At 44.8% G+C, this 24,895-nt stretch carries 22 protein-coding genes; 14 read left to right on the top strand and 8 right to left on the bottom strand.

The genetic code is table 11. From position 1 onward, the window contains the following. Positions 1-8 precede the first annotated feature (8 nt). Complete coding sequence (mutH, locus tag NL643_RS05515; protein WP_006742669.1) at positions 9-689, bottom strand: DNA mismatch repair endonuclease MutH; 681 nt, start codon at positions 687-689, stop codon at positions 9-11. A 619-nt stretch (positions 690-1,308) separates the two neighbouring features. On the opposite strand from mutH, the gene rppH reads away from it, so the two are divergent. From rppH to NL643_RS05490, 5 genes are all read left to right on the top strand, one after another. After that, complete coding sequence (gene rppH / locus NL643_RS05510) at positions 1,309-1,830, top strand: RNA pyrophosphohydrolase (RefSeq protein ID WP_005381953.1); 522 nt, start codon at positions 1,309-1,311, stop codon at positions 1,828-1,830. Positions 1,831-1,832: 2 nt separating this feature from the next. Next, positions 1,833-4,079: a phosphoenolpyruvate--protein phosphotransferase gene (ptsP, locus tag NL643_RS05505; protein WP_253644061.1), complete on the top strand. Its 2,247-nt coding sequence runs from the start codon at positions 1,833-1,835 to the stop codon at positions 4,077-4,079. A 6-nt stretch (positions 4,080-4,085) separates the two neighbouring features. Further along, on the top strand, positions 4,086-4,877 hold the full coding sequence (locus tag NL643_RS05500; protein ID WP_006743341.1) for a sulfite exporter TauE/SafE family protein: 792 nt from the start codon (positions 4,086-4,088) through the stop codon (positions 4,875-4,877). Positions 4,878-4,964: 87 nt separating this feature from the next. Next, positions 4,965-5,786: a prolipoprotein diacylglyceryl transferase gene (gene lgt, locus NL643_RS05495; protein ID WP_005381948.1), complete on the top strand. Its 822-nt coding sequence runs from the start codon at positions 4,965-4,967 to the stop codon at positions 5,784-5,786. Positions 5,787-5,795: 9 nt separating this feature from the next. Next, positions 5,796-6,647 carry a thymidylate synthase gene (locus tag NL643_RS05490; RefSeq protein WP_025768429.1) on the top strand — a complete coding sequence of 284 codons (852 nt, stop codon included), beginning with the start codon at positions 5,796-5,798 and terminating at the stop codon, positions 6,645-6,647. A 71-nt stretch (positions 6,648-6,718) separates the two neighbouring features. Here NL643_RS05490 and NL643_RS05485 read toward each other — a convergent pair whose 3' ends face one another. Continuing rightward, positions 6,719-7,861, bottom strand: coding sequence for a flavohemoglobin expression-modulating QEGLA motif protein (locus NL643_RS05485; RefSeq protein WP_253644060.1), 1,143 nt, complete (start codon positions 7,859-7,861; stop codon positions 6,719-6,721). A 148-nt stretch (positions 7,862-8,009) separates the two neighbouring features. Continuing rightward, positions 8,010-9,155, bottom strand: a complete 1,146-nt coding sequence (locus tag NL643_RS05480; RefSeq protein ID WP_031780616.1) for a Na/Pi symporter — start codon at positions 9,153-9,155, stop codon at positions 8,010-8,012. 386 nt (positions 9,156-9,541) lie between these two features. On the opposite strand from NL643_RS05480, the gene nhaR reads away from it, so the two are divergent. Both nhaR and NL643_RS05470 read left to right on the top strand, forming a co-directional pair. Beyond that, entirely contained in the window at positions 9,542-10,432 is an 891-nt protein-coding gene (gene nhaR / locus NL643_RS05475) for a transcriptional activator NhaR (protein ID WP_005381942.1), read from the top strand. 289 nt (positions 10,433-10,721) lie between these two features. Further along, positions 10,722-11,024: a metalloregulator ArsR/SmtB family transcription factor gene (locus tag NL643_RS05470; protein WP_005397309.1), complete on the top strand. Its 303-nt coding sequence runs from the start codon at positions 10,722-10,724 to the stop codon at positions 11,022-11,024. 306 nt (positions 11,025-11,330) lie between these two features. On the opposite strand, the gene rpsT is transcribed toward NL643_RS05470, so the two are convergent. After that, the gene (gene rpsT, locus NL643_RS05465) at positions 11,331-11,591 is read right to left on the bottom strand and encodes a 30S ribosomal protein S20 (protein WP_005381938.1); all 261 of its coding nucleotides are present in this window, start codon (positions 11,589-11,591) and stop codon (positions 11,331-11,333) included. Positions 11,592-11,896: 305 nt separating this feature from the next. Here rpsT and murJ point away from each other — a divergent pair, with 305 nt between their 5' ends. From murJ to ispH, 6 genes are all read left to right on the top strand, one after another. Next, positions 11,897-13,459 (top strand): murein biosynthesis integral membrane protein MurJ, encoded by a 1,563-nt coding sequence (murJ, locus tag NL643_RS05460; protein ID WP_253644059.1) that lies wholly within the window; start codon positions 11,897-11,899, stop codon positions 13,457-13,459. Between the two features lie 70 nt (positions 13,460-13,529). Beyond that, positions 13,530-14,465 carry a bifunctional riboflavin kinase/FAD synthetase gene (ribF, locus tag NL643_RS05455; RefSeq protein ID WP_046873948.1) on the top strand — a complete coding sequence of 312 codons (936 nt, stop codon included), beginning with the start codon at positions 13,530-13,532 and terminating at the stop codon, positions 14,463-14,465. A 64-nt stretch (positions 14,466-14,529) separates the two neighbouring features. Further along, complete coding sequence (ileS, locus tag NL643_RS05450; protein ID WP_167426875.1) at positions 14,530-17,358, top strand: isoleucine--tRNA ligase; 2,829 nt, start codon at positions 14,530-14,532, stop codon at positions 17,356-17,358. A gap of 73 nt (positions 17,359-17,431) precedes the next feature. After that, positions 17,432-17,941 carry a signal peptidase II gene (lspA, locus tag NL643_RS05445; RefSeq protein WP_005397302.1) on the top strand — a complete coding sequence of 170 codons (510 nt, stop codon included), beginning with the start codon at positions 17,432-17,434 and terminating at the stop codon, positions 17,939-17,941. 156 nt (positions 17,942-18,097) lie between these two features. Continuing rightward, on the top strand, positions 18,098-18,529 hold the full coding sequence (fkpB, locus tag NL643_RS05440; RefSeq protein ID WP_012842130.1) for an FKBP-type peptidyl-prolyl cis-trans isomerase: 432 nt from the start codon (positions 18,098-18,100) through the stop codon (positions 18,527-18,529). A gap of 23 nt (positions 18,530-18,552) precedes the next feature. Continuing rightward, entirely contained in the window at positions 18,553-19,518 is a 966-nt protein-coding gene (gene ispH / locus NL643_RS05435; protein WP_047009110.1) for a 4-hydroxy-3-methylbut-2-enyl diphosphate reductase, read from the top strand. A gap of 46 nt (positions 19,519-19,564) precedes the next feature. On the opposite strand, the gene NL643_RS05430 is transcribed toward ispH, so the two are convergent. The 4 genes from NL643_RS05430 to NL643_RS05415 all read right to left on the bottom strand — a co-directional run bounded on the left by NL643_RS05430 (position 19,565) and on the right by NL643_RS05415 (position 24,218). Next, positions 19,565-20,038: a low molecular weight phosphatase family protein gene (locus NL643_RS05430; RefSeq protein WP_054867285.1), complete on the bottom strand. Its 474-nt coding sequence runs from the start codon at positions 20,036-20,038 to the stop codon at positions 19,565-19,567. Between the two features lie 71 nt (positions 20,039-20,109). Further along, complete coding sequence (gene btsR, locus NL643_RS05425; RefSeq protein WP_006743107.1) at positions 20,110-20,838, bottom strand: two-component system response regulator BtsR; 729 nt, start codon at positions 20,836-20,838, stop codon at positions 20,110-20,112. Positions 20,839-20,869: 31 nt separating this feature from the next. Continuing rightward, positions 20,870-22,540: a sensor histidine kinase gene (locus NL643_RS05420; protein WP_253644058.1), complete on the bottom strand. Its 1,671-nt coding sequence runs from the start codon at positions 22,538-22,540 to the stop codon at positions 20,870-20,872. A gap of 193 nt (positions 22,541-22,733) precedes the next feature. Then, positions 22,734-24,218: a carbon starvation protein A gene (locus tag NL643_RS05415; RefSeq protein WP_253644057.1), complete on the bottom strand. Its 1,485-nt coding sequence runs from the start codon at positions 24,216-24,218 to the stop codon at positions 22,734-22,736. Between the two features lie 280 nt (positions 24,219-24,498). Here NL643_RS05415 and NL643_RS05410 point away from each other — a divergent pair, with 280 nt between their 5' ends. Next, the gene (locus NL643_RS05410; protein WP_139060881.1) at positions 24,499-24,840 is read left to right on the top strand and encodes a DUF2799 domain-containing protein; all 342 of its coding nucleotides are present in this window, start codon (positions 24,499-24,501) and stop codon (positions 24,838-24,840) included. The last annotated feature ends 55 nt before the right edge of the window (positions 24,841-24,895 follow it).

Raw genomic sequence — 24,895 nt, 5'->3', positions numbered from 1 at the left:
AAACAACATTACTCAGATTGCGTGTTGATGTAGTGCTTGAGTAAGATCTGTTCAGTAAACTGCGTTCTGAGGTAAAAACCTCGGGGCAGAGTTTTTATCGGCTTGCCATTTGAGCTGTATGCTTCGGTGAGCGCTTTTGCATTCGCGGCTTTAGGGCGAAGATGCAGCGCTTCTCCGTGTCTGGCGGAAATTTGATCAAACTTCCCCAAGACGATCATCTCCATTAGCTCTTCCCAGTCGTTTCGTAAAATACGCTCTTCGTCGTCGTCTGGTGACCAAATCAGTGGGCTACCAACACGTCTTTCTGCAAGTGGAATTTCTCGTTCCCCTTCCACTGGTACCCAAAGCACACGAGATAGCTTGTTGCGTACATGACTTGTTTCCCATGTAAGACCATGAACACCAGTGAGGGGGGCCACAGAAACAAAGGTTGTTTCCAACGGTTTGCCAGAGTGACTGATCGGAATACTTTTCAGCTCGATCCCTAGCTTAGCGAAATCTTGTTGAGGTTTACTGCCAGCCGGAGCGCCCAAATGCCATTCGAGTAATTGACCCACCCAACCTTTATCACGTTTTAAGTTTTCAGGAACAATCATATTCGCCTCGGCGGCCAGCTCTGCAAAGCTAAGTCCTGCCATATCATGAGCGCGTTCCAATAGCTCTGCTTCTGTTTGTGGTTCTGGTTTCATAGTCACAAGGTGGTATTACAAAAAATATAGTTTATCAAACTCCGGCCAAATCTACTGTTTAAGATTTCACCGAGGCGTTGTAAGAACGATCAATTCATAACTTATCCACAGGTGAGGAAGGTGTTGACGAGATCTTTGCGGGGTCTGTATGAATAAACAGGGGTTAAAATGCATTTTTGGGGTTGATTTTATCGTAATACTCTAAACGAATACCCGGTAAGTGTGGATAAATAGCCGGTTGGTGGATCTTTGACCGATCTGAGTTTGGTGAAAAGATCATCAAGAAACTGAAGATCGATTTATCGCTATTTTTTAAAATAAAGACTTTTTTATCAGTGTGTTATGTTTGATTTTCTGTTTCTTTATTTGTTTCGCTTGTGATGGGGTTTAACAGAATTACTCATTTGAATTGAATTCTTCACAAAGTTATTCACAGAAAAGGTGAATAAATGTGGGCAATGTCTCACTCTTGTGTTGATAAGGTATGATTTGATTAAAAGATATCCAAATATGGTGAAAAGGTAATAAATCTTGCTCATATCACATCAGTAAGTTTGCTAGTAATGGGGATATGTGGAAAAATCACGGTAATAAAAAATTTATTCATAGAGGTTAGCCAGTGATAGATGGCGATGGTTACCGACTTAATGTTGGTATTGTGATATGTAATAACCATGGTCAGGTCTTCTGGGCTAAACGATACGGGCAACACTCATGGCAATTTCCACAAGGTGGGATTGACGAAGGTGAAACCCCTGAACAAGCCATGTTCAGGGAGTTATACGAAGAAGTCGGTTTAACGAAAAAAGACGTTAAGATCATTGCAACAAGTCGTCATTGGTTAAGATATAAGCTACCAAAGCGATTGGTGCGTTGGGACTCCAAGCCTGTTTGTATCGGCCAAAAACAGAAATGGTTTCTGCTGAGATTAGAATGCGATGAATCTCGTATTAATATGCAACGCGGAAAATCCCCTGAATTTGATGGTTGGCGCTGGGTGAGTTACTGGTATCCAGTTAGGCAAGTTGTTTCTTTCAAGCGAGATGTTTATCGACGAGCGATGAAAGAGTTTGCATCCTTAGCCATGCCTTTTCGAGAGAGAAAAGCGAAAGGGAAAAGAAAAAAGCAACGTAGAGGATAATCATGCTCAGTCAGCTAAGGGAAATAGTTGAGAAAGTCTCCAGGGTCGATGATGTGCATCTGGCACTCGATATATTGGTGAAAGAGACTTGTGCTGCCCTTCGCACTGAGTGCTGTACTATCTATCTTGCTAATGAAGAAATGCAGCGCCTTGAGTTAATGGCAACTCAAGGCCTTATTTTTGAAGGTGATAGTATTCATATCAACTTCAATGAAGGCTTGGTTGGGTTGGTTAAACGAAGCGCAGAGCCACTCAACCTTGCCGAAGCCTCAAAACATCCCGAGTTTAAATTCTTCCCTCAACTCGGCGAACAGATTTACCACTCCTTTTTAGCCACTCCAATCATTCATCGAAAACAAGTTTTAGGTGTGTTGGTGATCCAGCAAAAAACACCGCGCTTGTTCAGTGAAATGGAAGAGTCGTTTCTTGTCACGTTGTCCGCTCAGCTAGCAGTGCTTATTGCGCATGCGCAGAATCTTGGGCATTGGCAGTTGGCATCTAAACCCACGGTATTAAAAGGTTTGCCTGCATCTACTGGTGTCGCGATTGGAGAGTTTTGGTTCGACAATACCCAACCGAGTTTATCGGATGTTTTCCCATCGTCCACGTTAGATAAGGAACGTGAGCACGAGACATTGCTGGTGGCCATAGAGCGAGCGTTAAATGATTTTCGCCGTATGCGGAAAAAGCTGGACGGTGAAATCAACAAAGATGCGCTGGCGATCTTCGATCTGTTTACGCACTTACTCAATGACCCGATGCTTCGCGGTGATTTGAAGAAGCAGATTGAAAAAGGAGATAGGGCAGACTGGGCGTTACGCCAAGTGGTAGAATCATACTCGAATCGATTTGCCAGAATGTCGGATGTCTACATGCGCGAGAGAGCGCAAGACATCCGAGAGTTAGGGCAAAGGCTGCTCTATTTTCTACATAACAGTGAGCAAGAAAATTCTGCAATTGATCGTCCCATTATTTTGGTGGCGAATGAACTCACAGCCACCTTGCTCGCGTCTGTACCTAAAGAGTTTTTGTTAGCCGTCGTGTCACTAGAAGGTGGCGCGAACTCTCATGCGGCTATTTTGTCTCGCGCACTTGGAGTTCCCGCTGTCATGGGCGCCAACATTAACCCGGATGTGGTCAATGGCAAACTCGGGATAGTGGATGGTTATACGGGCGAGATCTTCCTAGAGCCAAACCGTCAATTATTGCGAGAGTATCGCAGCTTAGTGAGTGAAGAGTCAGAATTGTTTGCAATGGTAAACAAGGACCTAGCACTCCCAGCGGTTACGCAAGACAATCACCACATCGAAATTATGCTCAATGCGGGGCTCAGTGCAGACAGTAATATTGCCATCAATACAGGTGTTGATGGAGTTGGGTTGTACCGAACTGAGATTGCATTTTTACTTCAGCATCACTTTCCGTCAGAAGATGAGCAGTATCATCAATACCAAGCGATACTCAACAGTTATCCGAATCAACGAGTGGTGATGCGCACTTTGGATATTGGTGGTGACAAACCTTTGCCGTATTTGCCCATCGAAGAAGATAATCCGTTTCTAGGCTGGCGTGGCATTCGTTTTACATTGGATCACCCAGATATTTTCTTGATCCAGCTGCGTGCAATGTTAAGAGCGAGCGCAGAAAGCGGAAACTTAAGTATCTTATTGCCAATGGTGTCAGGGGTAAAAGAGCTAGACGATGCCATTAGCTTGATTAATCAAGCTCACAGCGAAGCCGTGTTGCTTGATGATAGAATTCAGTTCCCACAAGTTGGGGTCATGATCGAAGTGCCATCAATGGTGTATTTATTGCCAACGATTGCTCACCGTGTTGATTTTGTTTCTGTCGGGACAAACGATTTAACCCAGTATTTATTAGCAGTTGATAGGAACAATTCGCGCGTCGCGGATGTCTATGAATCTATGCATCCTGCGGTACTGTTAGCGCTTAAGCAAATCCATGAGGTGTGCGATAAGTATCAGGTGCCAGTGTGTATTTGTGGTGAGTTAGCTGGCGACCCATTTGGCGCTCTTCTCTTACTTGGGTTAGGGTATACCAGTTTGAGTATGAACACCTCCAACGTGGCTAAGGTGAAATATTTGATTCGTCATAGCCAACAAGAAGAATTAGAAAAATTAGCGGAGCAAGCAATGACAAAGTCCTACGGGGAGGACATTCATCAAATGATGCATGACTTCTTCATCCAACAGGGTTTTGCGGGCTTTATCCGTGCAGGTAAAAAGTAGGAAATCGTGACCGTCTCTTTATTTTTGTTATTGTTGGCGCTAGGCGCTTTTGTGGGTGTGATGGCGGGGTTACTCGGTATCGGTGGTGGTTTGATTGTTGTTCCTGCCTTGTTGTATTTGCTTCCTCTTGCTGGAATCTCTCCAGAAATGAGTATGCACATGGCCCTAGCCACTTCGTTAGCGAGTATTATTGTCACGTCAGGCTCATCGGCGATGAATCACCTTAAGCTCGGCAATGTCGATATGTTCGTCGTAAAATGGTTGATGCCAGGTGTGGTTATAGGTGGTTTTGTCGGTGCCAATATTGCTGAGTGGATCCCTACGCACTACTTGCCGAAAGTATTTGGTGTCATTGTTCTTTGCCTGTCAGTACAGATGTTCCGTTCCATTAAAGTTACGAGCAGTAAACCTATGCCGAGCAGCCCGGTGACCGTTGCGTATGGCACGGGGATTGGCGTCGTATCAAGCCTTGCTGGTATTGGTGGCGGTTCACTATCGGTCCCATTTTTAAATAAACACGGGATAGAAATGCGTAAAGCGGTAGGTTCATCTTCCGTTTGTGGTTGCGTGATTGCTATTTCTGGTATGATCGGTTTTATCTTACATGGCTATAAAGTAGAAGGCTTGCCTTCATACAGTATTGGCTATGTTTATCTTCCCGCTTTATTAGCAATTGCCATGGCCTCGATGCTCACAACAAAAGTGGGCGCAAAGCTGGCAACTAACCTTCCAACTGCGGTATTAAAAAAGATATTCGCGGTGTTCTTAATGTTTGTAGCAGCGACCATGCTGCTCTAAGTTTGTACCCAAGTCATTCTCGCTGAACCAAGCATCTAGAGGTTACTTGGGTATATTTATTTTGTTGTGATAAGAAGAGAATGATTTATGTCTCAGGGATATATTGAATTTCCCAATATTGATCCGGTTTTAATCTCTATTGGTCCTGTTTCGGTTCGTTGGTACGGTTTGATGTACCTTGTGGGCTTTATGTTCGCCCTATGGTTGGCGAACCGACGTGCGGATAAGCCGGGAAGTGGTTGGACACGAGAACAGGTTTCTGATTTGTTGTTCGCAGGCTTCCTTGGCGTGGTGATTGGTGGTCGTGTAGGCTACGTGCTTTTCTACAATTTTGAGCTCTTCTTGGCTGACCCTTTGTATCTGTTTAAAGTGTGGACCGGTGGTATGTCTTTCCACGGGGGCTTACTGGGTGTTATTACCGCGATGTTCTGGTATGCACACAAAAACGGGCGAACTTTCTTCGGTGTTGCCGACTTTATCGCGCCGCTTGTGCCATTTGGTTTGGGTATGGGGCGTTTAGGTAACTTCATGAACAGCGAATTGTGGGGCCGAGTAACAGATGTACCTTGGGCGATCGTTTTCCCAAATGGCGGTCCACTGCCACGTCATCCATCGCAGCTTTATGAAATGGCGCTTGAAGGTATCGTACTTTTCTTCATCTTGAATTGGTTCATCAAGAAACCTCGTCCTTTAGGTTCTGTTTCAGGGCTATTTTTAGCTGGATATGGTACATTCCGCTTCCTAGTTGAGTACGTGCGCGAACCAGACGCTCATTTGGGGTTATTCGGTGGCTTTATTTCCATGGGACAGATTTTATCCCTGCCAATGGTGGTTATCGGTGTCCTAATGATGGTTTGGGCATACAAACGTGGTCATTACAAAGACGAGTTACCACAAAAGACGAAGTAAGGTATTGGTGTGAAACAGTATTTAGATTTGTGTCAACGCATCGTTGACCAAGGTGTTTGGGTTGAAAATGAGCGTACAGGCAAGCGCTGCCTGACCGTAATCAACGCGGATTTAACCTACGATGTTGCGAACAATCAATTTCCGTTGGTAACCACACGTAAAAGTTTTTGGAAAGCGGCCGTTGCAGAGCTACTAGGGTACATTCGTGGTTACGATAATGCGGAAGATTTTCGTAAGCTGGGCACGAAAACCTGGGATGCCAATGCCAACCTAAATGATGCTTGGTTAAATAATCCATACCGTAAAGGTGAAGACGACATGGGCCGTGTCTACGGTGTCCAAGGGCGCGCATGGGCGAAGCCTGATGGCGGGCATGTTGACCAATTACGCAAGATAGTGGATGACTTAACGCGTGGTGTTGATGATCGCGGTGAAATCTTGAACTTCTACAACCCGGGTGAATTCCACATGGGGTGCTTGCGTCCTTGCATGTATAGCCACCATTTTTCATTGCTGGATGATACGCTATACCTGAACAGTACTCAGCGTTCGTGTGATGTACCGCTTGGCTTAAACTTCAATATGGTTCAAGTTTACGTGTTCTTGGTGATCATGGCGCAAATCACGGGCAAGAAACCTGGTCAGGCATTTCATAAGATTGTGAATGCGCACATTTATGAAGATCAGCTTGAACTGATGCGTGATGTTCAGTTGAAACGTGAACCATTAAAAGCGCCGACGTTCCACATCAATCCAGAGATTAAGTCTCTAGAAGATCTGGAAACATGGGTCACACTGGATGATTTTTGGGTTGAAGGATACGAGCATCACGACCCTATTCGTTACCCATTCTCAGTGTAACCAGTATTGTTCTTCAAGATATGAAAAAAGCTCCGAATGGAGCTTTTTTGCTTTTTCGTACTTTGAAGATATTACTTGAGTGCACTGACAATATAGCGGTGAATAGGGTTGGTCTGCATCGGTGCAGACAGTGCCGGGCTAATAAACTTGGGTTGGGTGAATATTTGTTTGCTCACTAATGAGCGGATAAGCTCAAAATACTTCAGTTCTGTTTTCCCACATAGCAACAATGAAAAGTCATTGCCCAGTTTATCGTAGGCATTGAGCACCTCTCGGAACCCTCTGAGGTACAAGTAATCCTTCGTCAAACCGCCTCCTCGATACACACGAGCAGTCGTTGTAAATGCTTGAAGGTCAGACGTTTTATACTGTTCTTTTAATAGCATGAACGTATGGCGGAAATCGCGATCCTTGATCATCGACTCTACCGCCAGGACTCGTAAGGCTAAGGTTCTTAGGCGTTTGATACTGAAATGTCCTGACAGATATTCACACAATATAGCCAGCCCTTCTTGGGTGTTGGTATTGGCTGGGCACCCTAAGCTCAGGACCTTTAGCGGTTGTTGACGACCATTAAGCGTAGTAAGAAGGTGTACACCCATTTCATGATGTGCGAGAGCCTCTAACTCATCGGTCGTGATGTATGCTGCGTGGTTAATTTTGACTCGAGACCCCGAAACGAGTGCGTTTGCTAACATCCCATCCAACACCTGTATTTCACATTCATATCCATTACGTTGAGCAAAGTTTTGCATGAAGTGTGCTATCACACGGCTATCATGCTGAGGTTTGCTCTCTTCTTCCGTGGGAAGGTGTAAAATGAAATGGGCGTTGGCAATATCTTTGGCGCTCGGCTCTCCGTAATAGCGCAAGGAGTTATAAAGAAACTCTTGTGTACCGATAGTATTCACTTGATCCAATTTATCTGCGTAAGACTGAATCACATCCGCGTACAGCTTTTGTAATTGGGTGTCTTGAATATTTTCTAAAGGCAGTTCATACAGACGTCGCTTTGCGCTGTGAGTATCTATATTGGTAGTTGAGTATTGGAAGTTAGGCTCTTGAGAGTATTTGTTCTTAATAAAGCGCTCTCTTTCCTGAGCATAATTGAGAGGATTCACGCTACTGAGGATATCAATATCAGCAACCAGTTGAGTTAGGTTTTCGTCTATTGCGAGTAGCTGATCAGAAATAGTGCCATTAAGCTGCGTCATGTTGTCGACTCCAAATGAGGTAGCCCAGCATAAGTATGCTGGTATGGCTCAAATTATCACCAGACAACGAATTTGAACAGCGTCATTAACGCAAAAAAGGCCCCACAATGTGGAGCCTAAACAATAAGCGATGGTATGTAAGTTATTGTTATGTCGTTAGGGCTAAGATCGCGCCTGGTAAAATAACGAATACAGACATTAGGTAGCCACCGACAACAGCTTTGTTCTTGATAGCCATTTCAGAAATCATCTCAGCGCCTTTCACTGGAATTTCACGTAGGAACGGAATACCAAAGATAAACAGCGTTGCCATGATATTAAATACTAGGTGTACCAGAGCGATTTGAAGCGCGAATACCGCAAACTCACCCGATACGGCTGTTGCTGCTAGTAGCGCCGTAATACAAGTACCAATGTTTGCACCTAGCGTGAATGGGTAAATATCACGAACTTTAAGAACGCCTGTACCCACAAGTGGAACCATCAAGCTAGTTGTTGTTGATGAAGATTGTACCAACACAGTCACGATTGAACCCGATACAATACCGTGAATAGGGCCACGACCAATCGCATTTTTCAAAATTTCACGTGCGCGGCCAACCATTAAGCTCTTCATTAGCTTACCCATTACCGTAATTGCAACGAAGATTGTCGCAATACCCAAAACGATAAGCATGATGCCACCAACAGTATCACCGAATGTTGAAAGTGGCTCTTTAATTGCACCCACAACTGGTTTTGTTATTGGCTTAATGAAGTTGAAGCCTTTAATGCTCATATCGCCAGTAGCAAGTAGTGGAGAAACAAGCCAATGAGAAACTTTCTCTAAAATGCCGAACATCATTTCCAACGGAAGGAAAATAGCAACAGCAAGTAAGTTGAAGAAGTCGTGAATAGTTGCGCTTGCAAATGCACGTTTGAACTCTTCTTTACAACGTACGTGACCAAGAGAAACAAGCGTATTAGTCACTGTGGTACCAATATTGGCACCCATCACCATCGGAATCGCGGTTTCTACTGGTAAGCCACCTGCAACTAAACCTACAATAATAGACGTTACAGTACTTGAGGACTGAATTAAGGCTGTTGCCACCAAGCCGATCATTAGACCTGCAACAGGGTGAGCGGCAAACTCAAATAGCACCTTAGCTTGATCGCCAGTTGCCCATTTGAAGCCACTACCAACCATAGATACTGCTAGAAGAAGCAGATACAACATGAATGCCAAGTTAGCCCAGCGTAACCAACGAGCAGTGCTCGAAATTGGCGCCACTGTTGAAGTAGCTTGGTTCATCATAATTTTCTCCGTTGACCTTTCAGTTCATTTTTCGGTCTGTAGTTGAAACTGCGGGCGATGTTAGAGAACAAATATTTCAGTAATATTACAGATTTCTTGCTGTGAGTAATTTTTATTGTTCTTTTTGATAGTGGTGTGAGTAGGGAAAATTGATGGTTTTTAACTCTTTGAATTTAATAAATAAATTTGACTTTTGTTTTGTGTGGTTTTTGCGTTTTCTTTAGAAAGAAAATGCGCCTCAGTTCAAATTTTATGACAGTGTTAATTTTATATATTCGGTAAAACTTATGTTTTTGTAATGTATTGTATGGTTTTGTCGAGTTTATTGTTTGTCTCTGTCACATTTGGTATAAAAAGCATCACTTTCTTTTCGGGACTTGATCATGTCACATCTAAACTACAACCATCTATATTATTTCTGGATGGTGTGCAAACAGGGCTCTGTAACTAAAGCGGCCGATGCGCTTTTCCTGACACCGCAAACAGTGACAGGGCAGATTAAAGCGCTTGAAGAACGCATGAAAGGAAAGTTAACCAAACGAAATGGTCGTACAGTTGAGCCAACTGAGTTAGGGCAACTTGTTTTTAAGTACGCCGACCGAATGTTTGGTTTGAGTTATGAGATGTTAGATATCGTCAATTACAGTCAGCACTCGAACATTCTGTTTGAAGTTGGCGTAGCCGATGCGTTATCTAAGCGCTTGGTCAGTAAAGTACTAATGACGACTGTCCCGGAAGATAACAGTATTCATTTACGCTGTTATGAGTCAACCCACGAATTGCTACTTGAACGACTGTCTCAGCACAAGCTGGATATGATCCTCTCGGATTGTCCCGTTGACTCAACTCAAAGCCCTGGCCTTTATAGCAAAAAGCTAGGTGAGAGCAGCATGAGCTTTTTCGCCTCTTCTGAAATTGAAAATGTGCGTTTCCCTGAGATTCTGGAACAGAAAAAGCTTTTGATTCCTGCAAGCCGAACAGCAATGGGGCGTAAGGTTATTCAGTGGTTTGATCGTCAAGGTCTTCAGCCTAATGTGTTGGGAGAGTTTGATGATGTCGCGTTGATGAAGGCTTTCGCACGGTATCACGATGATGTGATTTTCTTAGCGCCGACCGTATACATGTCGGAGATTGAGGACGACCGAAATCTACAGCTAATTGGTCATGTCGATGGGTTAAAAGAAGAGTACTACGTGATTTTTGCGGAACGAATGATCCAACACCCAGCGGTAAAAAATGTTTGTGATGCTGATTTCAGTCAAATGTTTGAGTAAACCCGTATCGTTGCGCAAATAAATAGATTACTATCAATAAAAATATAATTCTAAATAATACCTAAGTAACTCAAGATACTTGTTTTAGTGAGCAAAACTATTAATTATTGATGGCGCATCAATTCTCCACTTTGGTGGATAATATTGGTGTATCACTAACAACTAAATTAGAGGTTCTAATAATGAAGACTCTGGAAGTGTATCTTGATTTTCTTAGATATATAAATCAGTGCAACACAACAAGCTGGCCAGGGTTGGAATAAGTAAGTTGTAGCTAGAGGTCCAACACATGAATCTACAAGAAATGGAGCAGAACTCCGCAAAAGCCGTCGTGTTGCTCAAAGCGATGGCAAACGAGAGACGCCTACAAATCCTTTGTATGCTGCATAACCAAGAGCTGTCCGTGGGAGAGCTGTGTGCAAAGTTAGAGCTAAGCCAGTCGGCATTATCTCAGCATCTTGCTTGGCTTCGCCGTGATGAGCTAGTCACGACAAGGAAAGAAGCACAAACCGTGTACTACACATTAAAGAGTGATGAAGTGAAAGCGTTAATAAAAACACTGCATAGTCTTTATTGTGCTGAAAGCGCTTAGCGTTAATTACATATACCTAATATATCGTTCATTTTAGGCTGTGAGTCTAACTCGTTGGAATATTTGAGAGTGGCGTTAAACTTTTGATGGTAGAGTTGCTGCGCATCGACCAATTTGCTTTGTTCTCAAGTGTTTTATTGGTGCTTTCCAGTTTGAGCTTTATAAGGTAAATAAGCTGATGCCTTTGAATAGGCGTGCAGAAAAAAGAAAAGCTGGCATTGCCAGCTTTTTTATTAAGAAAATTTTGTAGATATAAAAAAACCGACATAAGGTCGGTTTTTTCTTCACTGTAAAATCAGGACTCTATTAAAGAGCTTTGATTTGTGCAGCGAAACGAGACTTATGGCGAGCTGCTTTATTCTTGTGAATAAGGCCTTTAGTTGCCATGCGGTCTAGGATAGGTGTAACTACAGCGAATGCAGCAGTTGCAGCTTCTTTGTCGCCTGCTTCGATAGCAGCAACAGTTTTCTTCATGTAAGTACGCATCATTGAGCGACGGCTAGCATTGTGCTGACGACGTTTCTCAGCTTGGATAGCGCGCTTCTTAGCAGATTTACTATTTGCCAAGGGTCTAACTCCCAAAAACTTAGTTCTGTGACAATTTAAGGGCGAGGAATATCCCTCATTTGCGCTTAAATGTCAAATGATTTGTGCAAAAACCGATCTAAGCCAAAACAAATTTTGGTAAGAGAGGTTATCGCGGTTAAGATGGCGGGGATTCTAACAGCATTTTTATACCAATGCTAATAATTATCCGCGAAAGGCACACTTATTCCTTACAACCCGCGGATAGATTTTTGACGTCTATTTACAGCACCTGTCAGAGAAACAGTATAGGGTTAGCTGTCTTATGGTGATATTCCGAGGTTACAGTGAGTAAACGACTACTCAAGTCTGGCATGATCGTCAGTGCTATGACATTTATTTCCCGCGTTCTTGGCCTAGTTCGTGATGTTGTAGTGGCAAATTTAATGGGGGCAGGAGCAAGCGCAGACGTCTTTTTCTTCGCCAATAAAATTCCTAATTTTTTACGACGTTTGTTTGCTGAAGGTGCTTTTTCCCAAGCGTTTGTACCTGTTTTAACGGAAAGCCATGCTCAAGGCGACATGGATAAAACTCGGGAGCTCATTGCTCGCGCGGCGGGTACGTTAGGGGTGATAGTCTCGATTGTTACCATTTTAGGTGTCCTAGGCTCCGGCGTGGTCACTGCTGTGTTTGGTTTTGGTTGGTTCCTTGACTGGATGCATGGTGGCCCGGCTGCAGCAAAGTTTGAGCTTGCTAGCGTGATGCTCAAAATCACCTTTCCCTATTTATGGTTCATTACCTTTGTCGCTCTATCGGGCGCTATCCTCAATACATTAGGTAAATTTGCTGTCTCCTCCTTTACCCCTGTTTTCCTCAATGTGATGATTATTTTGGCGGCGTGGTTTATCTCGCCGCAAATGGAAATGCCAGAAATAGGGCTTTCCATTGGTGTTTTCTTAGGTGGTTTGGTCCAGTTCTTATTCCAAATTCCCTTCCTTATTAAAGCAGGCGTCATGGTTAAGCCAAAATGGGGCTGGCGCGATCCGGGTGTAGTGAAAATCCGCACTTTGATGATCCCCGCTTTATTTGGTGTATCGGTCAGTCAGATTAACCTGTTGTTTGATACGTTCATCGCCAGTTTTTTGCAAACCGGTTCGATTAGCTGGCTATATTACTCAGACCGCTTATTGGAATTTCCTTTAGGTCTGTTTGGTATTGCGATTGCGACTGTGATTTTACCCGCGCTTTCACGTAAACACGTTGACGCACAAAGTGAAGGCTTCGCGCAAACCATGGATTGGGGGGTGCGCATGGTGATCTTGCTTGGCCTTCCTGCAATGCTTGGTCTGATGGTACTGGCAAAACCTATGCTGATGGTTCTGTTTATGCGAGGTGAATTTTCTCCTCAAGACGTACATCAAGCATCATTGTCGCTTTTTGCCTACGCTTCAGGTTTGTTGAACTTCATGCTGATTAAGGTGCTCGCGCCAGGTTATTACTCGCGTCAAGATACTAAAACGCCAGTAAAGTACGGCATCATTGCGATGGTGACCAACATGGTATTTAACGCAATTTTTGCGTACTTTTATGGTTACGTTGGTTTGGCTATCGCGACGGCACTTTCGGCGTTTGTGAATATGGCATTGCTGTATCGTGGTCTACATATCGCAGGGGTATACCAAATCACCAAACGAACCGTCTTCTTTATTATACGTTTGGTTATTGCAGGTGCGGCGATGGTGGCTGCGATCTTATGGCAATTGGAAGACATGTCAGTGTGGCTAGGTTGGAGCTTTGCTCACCGCAGCGGTGTACTAGGAATGTTGATCGGTCTAGGAGCTGTGGTTTACCTAGTGGTTCTATTTTTAACTGGTGCACGCTTAAAAGACCTAAAAGCTGGGACAGACTAAGGGTGATTAGTATATAATCCGTCAGTTTCACACAGTGTAAAGTAAAAACAGAGGCAGAAAGCAGTATCCAATGGAACTGATTAGAGGCATTCACAATATCACCCCGCGACATCATGGTTGCGTGCTGACTATTGGCAATTTCGATGGTGTCCATAAAGGCCATCAACAAGTATTGCAGCAAGTGTCTGAGCAAGCGGACAGGCTATCATTGCCTTCTGTTGTGATGACCTTTGAACCTCAGCCGATGGAGCTGTTTGCCAAAGATAAGGCACCTGCACGGTTGACGCGATTACGCGATAAGTTCGTGCAATTGAGTAAGCTCGATATTGATCGCTTGCTCTGCGTCAATTTCAATCGTCATTTTGCAAGTTTAACCGCGGAAGAATTTATCCGTGACTTGTTGGTCGAGCGTTTGGGTGTTAAGTTTCTTGTCGTTGGTGATGATTTCTGCTTTGGCAAAGGCCGTACAGGTAACTTTGCAATGCTGCAGGAAGCGGGGGAAAAGTACGGTTTTGATGTCGTGAGTACCCAGAGCTTTTGTTTACAACAATTACGTGTCAGCAGTACGGCTATCCGTCAAGCGCTGGCGCGTGACGATTTGCATTCCGCGCAACAGATGCTGGGAAGAAACTACAGCATCAGCGGTCGTGTTTCTCACGGAAGAAAGCTGGGAAGAACGATAGGTTTTCCTACTGCGAATATTCCTTTGAAACGCTGTGTTTCTCCGGTTTCCGGAGTCTATGTTGTTCAAGCGCTTGGCTTAGGAAATAAGCCAATTGGCGGTGTCGCTAATATTGGTCAAAGACCGACTGTCAATGGCGTTCGCCAGCAGTTAGAAGTACACTTATTCGACTTTCATGCCAATTTATATGGCAAGCAACTAGAAGTGGAACTTTTGCATAAACTTCGAGATGAGCAAAAGTTTGAGTCGTTTGAAGCACTTAAACAACAAATCGAATTGGATGCTGAAGCAGCAAGGGTGTGGCTGCGTCAGCTTAAGCGTTGAGCGGTTTATTCCACCGTTCAACATAATGTCTAATTTTCGCCCAATATAACGGAATTAAGAATCGATGAGTGAGTATAAAGATACCCTGAACTTACCTGAAACAGGGTTTCCAATGCGCGGCAATCTGGCCAATCGTGAGCCAGAAATGCTTAAGCGTTGGTACAAAGAAGATCTTTACGGTGAAATCCGTAAAGCTAAGAAAGGCAAAAAGTCATTCGTATTGCACGATGGCCCTCCTTACGCAAATGGTGACATTCATATTGGTCACGCACTAAACAAGATTCTTAAAGACATTATTATTAAATCCAAAACACTTTCAGGTTTTGACGCACCTTACATTCCTGGCTGGGACTGCCACGGTCTACCTATTGAATTAATGGTAGAGAAAAAAGTAGGCAAGCCAGGCCAAAAAGTGACGGCAGCAGAATTCCGCGAGAAATGTCGTGAATACGCAGCAGGTCAGGTTGAAGGTCAGAAAGAGAGCTTCAAACGCCTTGGTATCATGGGTGAGTGGGACAAGCCATACCGCACTATGGATTTCGCAACTGAAGCGAACATTATTCGTGCTCTTGGTAAGATCGCAAGCAATGGTCACCTGCTAAAAGGTTTCAAACCTGTTCACTGGTGTACAGACTGTGGTTCTGCTCTTGCTGAAGCGGAAGTAGAATACAAAGATAAAGTATCGCCATCTATCGACGTTCGTTTTAAAGCGGCTGACGAAGCGGCACTGTTGTCTAAGTTTGAGCTGACTGAAGGCCATGAAGGTAAAGGCGATATCTCTATTGTCATCTGGACGACAACACCTTGGACGCTTCCTGCGAACCGTGCTGTGTGTCTACGTGATGACCTTGAGTATGTACTTATCCAAGTTGAAGGTGAGCAACCTGAACGTATCATCGTTGCTGCTGAGTTAGCGAAAGACGTAATGGACCGTGCGGGTATCGAGCACTTCCACAATCTTGGCTTTGCTAAAGGTGCGGATCTAGAGCTTTCTCAATTCCAACACCCATTCTACGATTTCACTGTACCGGCGATCCTAGGTGATCACGTTACGACTGATTCAGGTACTGGTGTTGTTCACACTGCACCTGGTCACGGTCAAGAAGACTTCGCGGTTGGTAACAAGTACAACCTAGAAGTAGCAAACCCAGTTGGTTCAAACGGTGTTTACCTACCAGATACAGAGCTATTTGCTGGTCAGCACGTATTTAAAGCGAACGATGCAGTAGTAGAAGTACTGAAAGAAAAAGGTGCACTACTACACCACCACGCTTACGAGCACAGCTACCCACACTGTTGGCGTCATAAGACTCCAATCATCTTCCGTGCTACACCTCAATGGTTCGTTTCTATGGACCAAGCTGGCCTACGTGCTAAAGCATTAGAGTCAATCAAGAACGTAGAGTGGATGCCTGAGTGGGGTCAAAGCCGCATCGAAGGTATGATCGAAGGTCGCCCTGAGTGGTGTATCTCTCGTCAACGTACTTGGGGTGTGCCAATTGCTCTGTTTGTTCATAAAGAAACAGCAGAACTTCATCCAAACACGCTAGAGCTGATCGAGAAAGTCGCTAAGCTGGTTGAAGAGAAAGGCATCCAAGCATGGTGGGATGTCGATGCCGCTGAACTACTCGGTGCTGACGCTGACCAATACGAAAAAGTACTCGATACGCTAGACGTATGGTTCGATTCAGGTGTCACTCACTTCTCCGTTGTTGATGCTCGTGAAGAGTACAACGGCAACAGTGCAGACCTATACCTAGAAGGTTCTGACCAACACCGTGGTTGGTTCCAGTCTTCTCTAATTTCATCTATCGCGATGAAAGACGAGGCGCCTTACAAACAAGTACTGACACACGGTTTCGTGGTTGATGGTCAGGGTCGTAAGATGTCTAAATCTATCGGTAACGTGGTTGCGCCAAAAGACGTAACTAACAAGCTAGGTGCTGACATTCTTCGTCTATGGGTTGCTTCAACAGACTACACTGGTGAAGTTGCGGTTTCTGATGAAATCCTAAAACGTAGCGCAGATGCTTACCGTCGTATCCGTAACACAGCGCGTTTCTTCCTTGCCAACCTAAGCGGCTTCAACCCTGAAACAGACATCGTTCCTGTTGAAGAGATGGTTGCGCTAGATCGCTGGGCAGTTGGTCGTGCGCTAGCAGCACAAGAAGAGATTGTTAAAGCATACGAAGAGTACAACACACATGGTGTGACTCAGCGTCTAATGCAATTCTGTTCGATCGAAATGGGCTCTTTCTACCTAGACGTAATTAAAGACCGTCAGTACACAGCAAAACGTGGCGGCAACGCTCAACGTAGCTGTCAGACTGCACTTTACTACATCGTAGAAGCGCTAGTTCGTTGGATGGCGCCAATCATGTCGTTTACTGCAGATGAAATCTGGAACGAAATGCCAGGCGAGCGCGACAAGTTCGTATTCACTGGTGAGTGGTTCGACGGTCTATTCGGCCTTGCTGAAGGTGAAGAGCTGAACAATGAATTCTGGGCTGAGATCCAAGCGGTTCGTGGTGCAGTAAACAAACTTCTAGAAGATGCGCGTAAAGAGAAAACCATCGGTGGTGCACTACAAGCTGAAGTGACTCTATTTGCTGATGACGCTTTAGCGGCGAAGATCAACAAACTTGAAGATGAACTGCGCTTTGTTCTACTAACCTCTGCGGCGAAAGTTAAGCCTCTAGGTGAGAAGACTGATGCAGCACAAGCCACGGATATCGAAGGCTTGTTTGTTGAAGTAGCAGCAGCTGAAGGCGAGAAGTGTGATCGTTGTTGGCACCACACGCCAGACGTAGGCACAATTGAAGGTCACGAGAAAATCTGTGGTCGTTGTGTGTCTAACGTAGAAGGCGAAGGTGAAGTACGTAAATTCGCGTAATTGCCTAGAACGACTGAACTTTTTTTAAAATTAACAGCCCCAGTATTTACTGGGGCTGTTTGTAGGTAAAGTAATGAGTGAAAAAGCACTGTCTTTAAAGCAATCTGGTATTCGCTGGTTATGGTTAGCGGTGGTTATCTTTTTAGCTGATATTGGCATTAAGTATGTTGTAATGAACAACATGGGATATGGCTGGGCAAACCGCATAGAAATTTTGCCATTCTTTAATCTTTTGTACGTGCATAACTATGGCGCTGCTTTTAGCTTTTTGAGTGATCAAGCGGGCTGGCAACGTTGGTTATTTACAGGTATTGCTTTTATCGTTACAGGTCTTTTGACTTACTGGATGAGCAAACTACCAGCGAAAGAGAAATGGAATAATATTGCTTATGCCATGATTATTGGTGGCGCAGTAGGCAACGTATTCGACCGAGTAATACATGGGTTTGTCGTGGATTATTTGGACTTTTTCTGGGGTAATTATCACTGGCCAGCGTTCAACCTTGCAGACATGGCGATCTGTATTGGTGCCGCGATGATTATTCTTGACGGCTTTCGAAAGAAAGACGAGGCGAAAGCCTAAGTAGTGGCAGTGTATATTGCGAAAAGTTGAATAACCCTAAGCGTCGCCCGTTGATTCGAGCGACGCTTTTTATTATGTTGGAGCGCCAATCAGCATATCAATGTATAAAAAGACCAAGCTGACAGCGTAATAACCCAAGAACAAGGAAGCAGTAACGTGACAACAATAACCAATGAATCTGTAGTAACCCTTCACTTTACGATTAAAATGAAAGACGGATCGGTTGCGGATAGTACTCATAACATGGGTAAACCAGCGAAATTTGTTATGGGTGATGGCAGCTTGAGTGAAAACTTTGAGCAGTGCTTGATAGGCCTCGAAACAGGCGCACAAAAAGCGATTGAGCTAAAAGCAGAAGACGCGTTTGGCATGCCAAACCCAGACCATGTACACCATATGGATCGCACTAAGTTTGTAGGTGATGCAGAAGTAGAAGTGGGTACAATCATGGCGTTCAGTGGTCCTGATGGCATGGAAATCCCGGGCATTATTACAGAGATTGCTGGCGATTCAGTCACTGTGGACTTCAACCATCCTCTAGCGGGACAAGACGTGACTTTCGAAGTTGAAATTTTGTCAGTAGAATAGCGAACCCAATAAAGATAATTTCCATGAGCAATGAAATGAAAATCCTATTAGCTAACCCACGCGGCTTTTGTGCTGGTGTAGACCGTGCGATTAGCATCGTAGAGCGTGCGCTAGAGATGTATCAGCCACCGATTTATGTTCGTCATGAGGTGGTGCATAACCGTTTTGTGGTTGAAGGGCTAAAACAACGTGGCGCTGTCTTCGTTGAAGAGCTGCATGAAGTGCCAGACAACAACATTGTGATTTTTTCTGCTCATGGTGTATCGCAGGCGGTTCGTCAGGAAGCCAAGCAGCGAGATTTGACGGTATTTGACGCGACTTGCCCGTTGGTAACCAAAGTGCATATGGAAGTAGCGCGAGCAAGCCGCCGCAATATGGAAGTGGTTCTGATTGGTCACGCAGGTCACCCTGAAGTCGAAGGCACAATGGGGCAGTACGCGAGTGAAACCGGTGGTATGTACTTGGTTGAAACCCCGGCCGACGTTGAGAAACTGAAGTCGATCGTGAAAGATCCATCTGATCTTCATTACGTAAGCCAAACGACACTTTCTGTAGATGAAACTGCCGATGTTATCGAAGAACTACGCCGCGTCTTCCCAGATATCCAAGGACCTCGTAAAGACGATATCTGTTACGCGACACAAAATCGCCAAGATGCCGTACGTGAATTAGCGGGTGACGTAGATGTGATGGTTGTTGTGGGTTCTAAAAACTCATCAAACTCTACACGCCTTAAAGAGCTAGCTGAAAAGCTAGGGACACCAGGCTACTTAACCGACTGTCCGGAAGATATCAAACCTGAATGGTTCGAAGGCAAAACAAAGGTCGGCGTGACTGCGGGGGCATCTGCTCCGGAAGAGCTCGTTAATCAGATTCTAGAGCGAATCAAAGAACTCGTCGGTGCCGAAGCGGTCGATGAAGTACTTGGCCGTGAAGAGAATATGTTCTTTGAAGTACCCAAAGAACTGCAAATCAAGCAAGTGGATTAATCTCCATTGATCGAATATTCAAAAGGCGACCAGTGGGTCGCCTTTTTTACATCTCTCTCAGTTCATTTAGGTAATCACGAATTTGGTCTTTTCCTAAACCATCGATAATCATATCGGACATCTTCGTGATTCTTCGCTCAAGCGACTGAGCAACCCTTTCGCAATGTGCGTACACCTCTTCATCAGAACCTTCAGTCGGAAAGGCATCGACTTGCCAGTTTACTCGAACGCCCCCCGCAAGCCATTGAGGAGCTGCCTCTTGATGTAAAGAGTCACAGAGAATAATCACGATGTCAGGAAGAAACTGAGTTCGCTCTTCCCATGAGTGGGTGTGGATATGTGGAATGGGAAGTTGGTGGTCATCTAAATATTTTTGCACCACCGGGTGAACTTTGCCTGTGGGATGAGAGCCACCGCTGGCGACACTAAACTCTGCTGGCAGGATATGGGTTGCGATCGACTCAGCGAGCACACTTCGTCCAGCATTGTGCTTACATATGAACAAAACTTTATACATCATCGCCTCGTCTTTTCGGAGCGTCTTATTTATACGCTAGCGGAAACTCAGCGGTGATGTGTGAACTTTTTGTGTTAGTGGCTAATGCCCAGCATCTCTTTGAGCACTTTAAGGTAGCGGCGGCTTACTGGTATCTCAAAGCCAGTTTTGGTGATGATTTCTGCTAATCCGTTTTCGAGTAATTTGATTTCGCTGATGGCCTTAATACTGACTAAGTATTGGCGATGACAGCGTACCAGTGGGGTTTTCTCTTCTAGCGTTTTTAATGTTAGTTGAGTGCTCGCGGCTTGGCTGGTGGAGCGTACATGCACGCCACTGATGTCACTGTATGCACATTCTACCGTGTCGGTGGCCATGATAACGATACGGTTGTGCCCGATGCACGGAATCTGATCTAAAGTATCGGGCGTAATAGCAGACAGCTGTTGAGTTAGGGCGGATTGACTAATGACTTTATTTAGCCGTTTGACCGTTTTGGTTAAACGGCATGGGTCGACAGGTTTGAGCAAGTAATCAAAGGCGTTGTCTTCAAATGCTTGAATTGCATACTGGTCGTAAGCAGTGACAAAAACCACATAAGGCATGGTTTCTGGATCAAGCATTCCAAGTAGTTCAATCCCAGTGACTTGAGGCATTTGGATATCGAGAAACACCACATCAGGTTTGAGCTCATTGATTTTTTTTAGACCAAGGATCGCGTTTGAGGCATTGCCCACCACTTCAACTTGGCCTGTTTCATCCAATAACTCTGTCAGCTCTTCACGAGCAAACTGTTCATCATCAATGACGAGTGCGGTTAACATCCAACATTACCTTTATTGCTTCAGCGTGCTTTTATGATTTTGGGGGAATGATAAAGCTCATTTTAGTAAATTGATGTGGCTCGCACGTAATTTTTAGCGATGCATCACGCCCAAATTGATTAGTGAGACGTTTGTCGACAATTTCTAAACCTAGCCCGGAGTGGTTTTCTTTTGGCGGTTCAAAACTGCCTGCATTGTCTTCGACAGTAATCAAATGACCTTGTGGGTGTGCTTCGCTGTATATATGAACTTTACCACCTTCAAGCATGTTTGAAATGCCGTGCTTAATGGCATTCTCAACCAAAGGCTGGAGTGTAAAGCTTGGCAATTTGATGTCCAGCAATTCAGGCTGAATATCGATTTCAACCTCTAAGCGGTCCGTAAAGCGGGCTTTCTCGATGCTCAAGTAAGAGTTCACATGTGCTAGCTCTTCTTTTAGCGTCACGGTATTAATGTTCTGCTTTAAATTGCTACGGAAGAAGTGCGATAAATTTTGGATTAGCTCGCGCGCTTTGTCAGGATCACGACGAGTAATCGCACTAATAGTATTGAGTGCATTAAACAAAAAGTGTGGATTCACCTGAGCGTGAAGCAGTTTGATTTCTGCTTGAGCGAGTAAGGCTTGTTGTTGTTGGTAATCGCCATACAGGATTTGGCTAGAGAGAAGCTGGGCTATCCCTTCCGCCATTGACATGTTGGCCGTGGAGAACAATTTACGCTTCGGTTCATACAGCTTTATGGTACCAATGACCTCTTTTCCCGCACGTAGTGGGATGATCAGCGCGGAGCCAAGTTTGCAGTCTTTTGCGATGGAACATTGGTATGGACGTTCTGCGCCATCAAGATAAATGATGTCGTTTTTCTCCATGGAATCCAATGTGCTTTGCGATGAAATCGGCGTGTTCGGTTTATGGTGATCATCGCCAATGCCCACAAACGCTAAGATTTTTTCTTGGTCGGTAATCGCGACAGCGCCCACTTTGGTTTCTTCATAAATAATACGCGCGATTTTCTCAGCGTTTTCGGTGTTGAAGCCGTTGCTTAGAATTCCCACTGAGCGATCAGCAATGGTGAGTGCTCGACGCGAAAACGTCGCAGAAAACTTTTCAAAGATCGCTTTTCTGTCTTGCAGGATACTCATGAACAATGCCGCACCAAATGAGTTCGCGATGATCATCGGTGCTGCAATGGCAGACACCAGCTCATAGGCTTGAGCAAAGGGTTTAGCGACGGCGAGCAGCAAAATCATTTGCACCACTTCAGCAACAAACGTGACGCTGAATACGACGCTTGGATTAAACAGCAATGCGCCTTTATTTCGCTTGATAAGGTAAACGTGGAGCAAGCCACCAATTACACCCTCGGCGGTGGTTGAAATTGCGCAGGCGAGGTCAGTAAAGCCACCAAGAGAGTATCGATGGATGCCACCAGTAAATCCGACGGCGAAACCTACCACTGGGCCACCAAACAGCCCGCCCATGACCGCGCCGATCGCGCGAGTATTGGCAATAGCGTCGTTGATATGCAGACCGAAATAGGTGCCGAGAATACAAAAGCCAGAGAAGAGTACGTAACAAATTAGGCGGTGGCTTAAGCGCGAAGAAATACTCAGCAAAGGTAAGATGATTGGCGTTTTACTTAGCATGTAAGCCAAAACTAAGTACACACACATCTGTTGTAAAAGGGAAACGACCAGTTCCATAGTGAACCTAACCTAGAATCAATGTTGTTATTGTATACCTAAGTCACCTCAAGATACTTGGCTCAGATAAATAAAGACACCTAAATACATGGCGCTGCGCTCCGAGTTCTGAATCTTAAAGTAACTTGGGTATAAAACAAAAAGAGCCTGCAATTGGCAGGCTCTTATCTTAGTCACTCGGATGTGACGAGTATTACGCTGTTTCTGATACGGCTTGTGGTTTCTCTTCGTCAGCCAGTTCAGTTTCACCTTTACCCTTAGAGGTTTTGATAACGTAACCAGTCACTGCTAAGGCAAACACAATACCGACGATAGTTGATAGTTGCATTGGCAGGCCAAAACCTAGCGAGCTGTTGTTTAAGATGAACGTGACACATACCGTGGTCATGAAGATAGCAGGGATAGTGGTAATCCAGTGCAGCTTGTTGTGACGTAGTAGGTAAGCGGACGCAGTCCAAAGCATCATTACTGCTGTTGTTTGGTTAGCAAAACCGAAGTAGCGCCAGATAATGCCGAAGTCTACTTGAGTTAAGATACCGCCGATAACGAACAGTGGAAGTGCCATCAGTAGGCGGTTACGTAGCGTCTTTTGTTCCATGTTGAAGTATTCAGCAAGGATCAGACGGCTTGAACGGAATGCTGTATCGCCAGACGTAATTGGTAGGATAACCACACCTAGGAACGCAAGGATACCACCGAACACACCAAGCAGACCAAATGATGCGCTGTATACCACGTTACCAGGACCACCGTTTTTCACAGCTTCTGATAGTGCGTCTAGAGAGCCGAAGAAAGACAGAGCGATAGCACACCAGATTAGCGCGATAACACCTTCACCAATCATTGCTCCGTAGAAAACGAAACGACCGTTTTTCTCGTTTTCCATACAACGCGCCATCAGTGGAGACTGAGTAGCGTGGAAGCCAGAGATAGCGCCACATGCAATAGTGATGAACAATGCAGGCCATAACGGCATGTCATTTGGGTTGAGGTTAGAGAACATGTCCGAAACTTGGAAGTCACCCATTACTGTGTGTTCGCTAGAGAAAGCAACGGCTGTCATTAGGCCAACAGACATAAAGATGAGTAGGGCGCCAAACAGTGGGTAGAAACGACCAATGATTTTATCGACAGGAACAATCGTCGCAATGATGTAGTAAGCGAAGATAGCGATAACCATAGTAGTCATGCTTACGCTCAAGCTTGTTTGATCATTGATGAGGTTAGCAATCATGCCTGCAGGAGCAGAAACGAACACTACGCCAACAAGAAGCAGTAGGACAATGGCAAAAATATTCATAAAGTGTTTTGCGCCATTACCTAGGTAGCGACCTGTGATAGTAGGTACAGATGCGCCGCCGTTACGCACTGAAAGCATGCCTGAGAAGTAATCGTGTACTGCGCCAGCAAAAATACAACCGACAACAATCCAAAGCATTGCCGCTGGACCGTATAGTGCACCCATGATTGGGCCGAAAATTGGACCAACACCAGCGATGTTAAGTAGCTGAACTAGATAAACTTTTTTTGTTGACATTGGAACGAAGTCAACACCGTCCGATTTGGTGTGAGCAGGCGTTTGGCGTTTTTCATTGATGCCGAAAATCTTCTCGACGAAAGCGCCGTAGATGAAGTATCCGCCGATTAGGGCTGCGACACAGGTTAGAAACCACATCATAGCAATTGTCCTTGGTCTTAGTTGGGTAGGGTAATTTTTTAATCTCAGGATGCATGTTATGCGTCACTTGTGTTAAATGCATTCGGTTAGTAGATGAGTGGTCGAATAGAGCACTGAGTGGTCGATATACTGCTTGAGCGGTTTTTAAAAATGGCGAATGGTTGATTGCAGTAGTGAGCGGCTGATTCGAGGCGTCAGTGGTTTAATCTGCAAGCTAAGCGGCAAACGCCAATAATTAGTGGTAAGCTTATTTTTGAAAACAATTGCTTAAGGAAGAACCATGAAAAAGGCAACGTTAGGTTTGGCGCTGGCTTTACTTACAGGATGCGCTGCAACGACGGAAGATCTTGCCAAGTCAGGAGATTGGCATCAGATCGGATATCAAGATGGTGTAGCCGGACATACATCACGCACGATGAGCGAGCTGCGTGAGTTGGGTAGCGTTAAGCAAAGTGACTACGACCAAGGTTATTTAGAGGGTCTACGTGAATACTGTAACCCTGCTTTTGCGTATCAAATGGGGTTATCTGGTCAGTATTATGAAGGGGTTTGTGAGGGTACTGAGCAAGCACAAAAATTCCGTATGGAATGGCAGCGTGGCTGGAATGAGTACTCAAATTAATAGTCAATAAAGCCGTTGTGATACCGTCCGCAAAACATAATTGTGGCAAAATTAC

Source organism: Vibrio sp. Y42_MX_L11 (assembly GCF_024181785.1).
Lineage (GTDB): Bacteria > Pseudomonadota > Gammaproteobacteria > Enterobacterales > Vibrionaceae > Vibrio > Vibrio diabolicus.
Note: the sequence above shows the minus strand (reverse complement) of the source record. Positions and strands in the feature narration are given on the sequence as shown.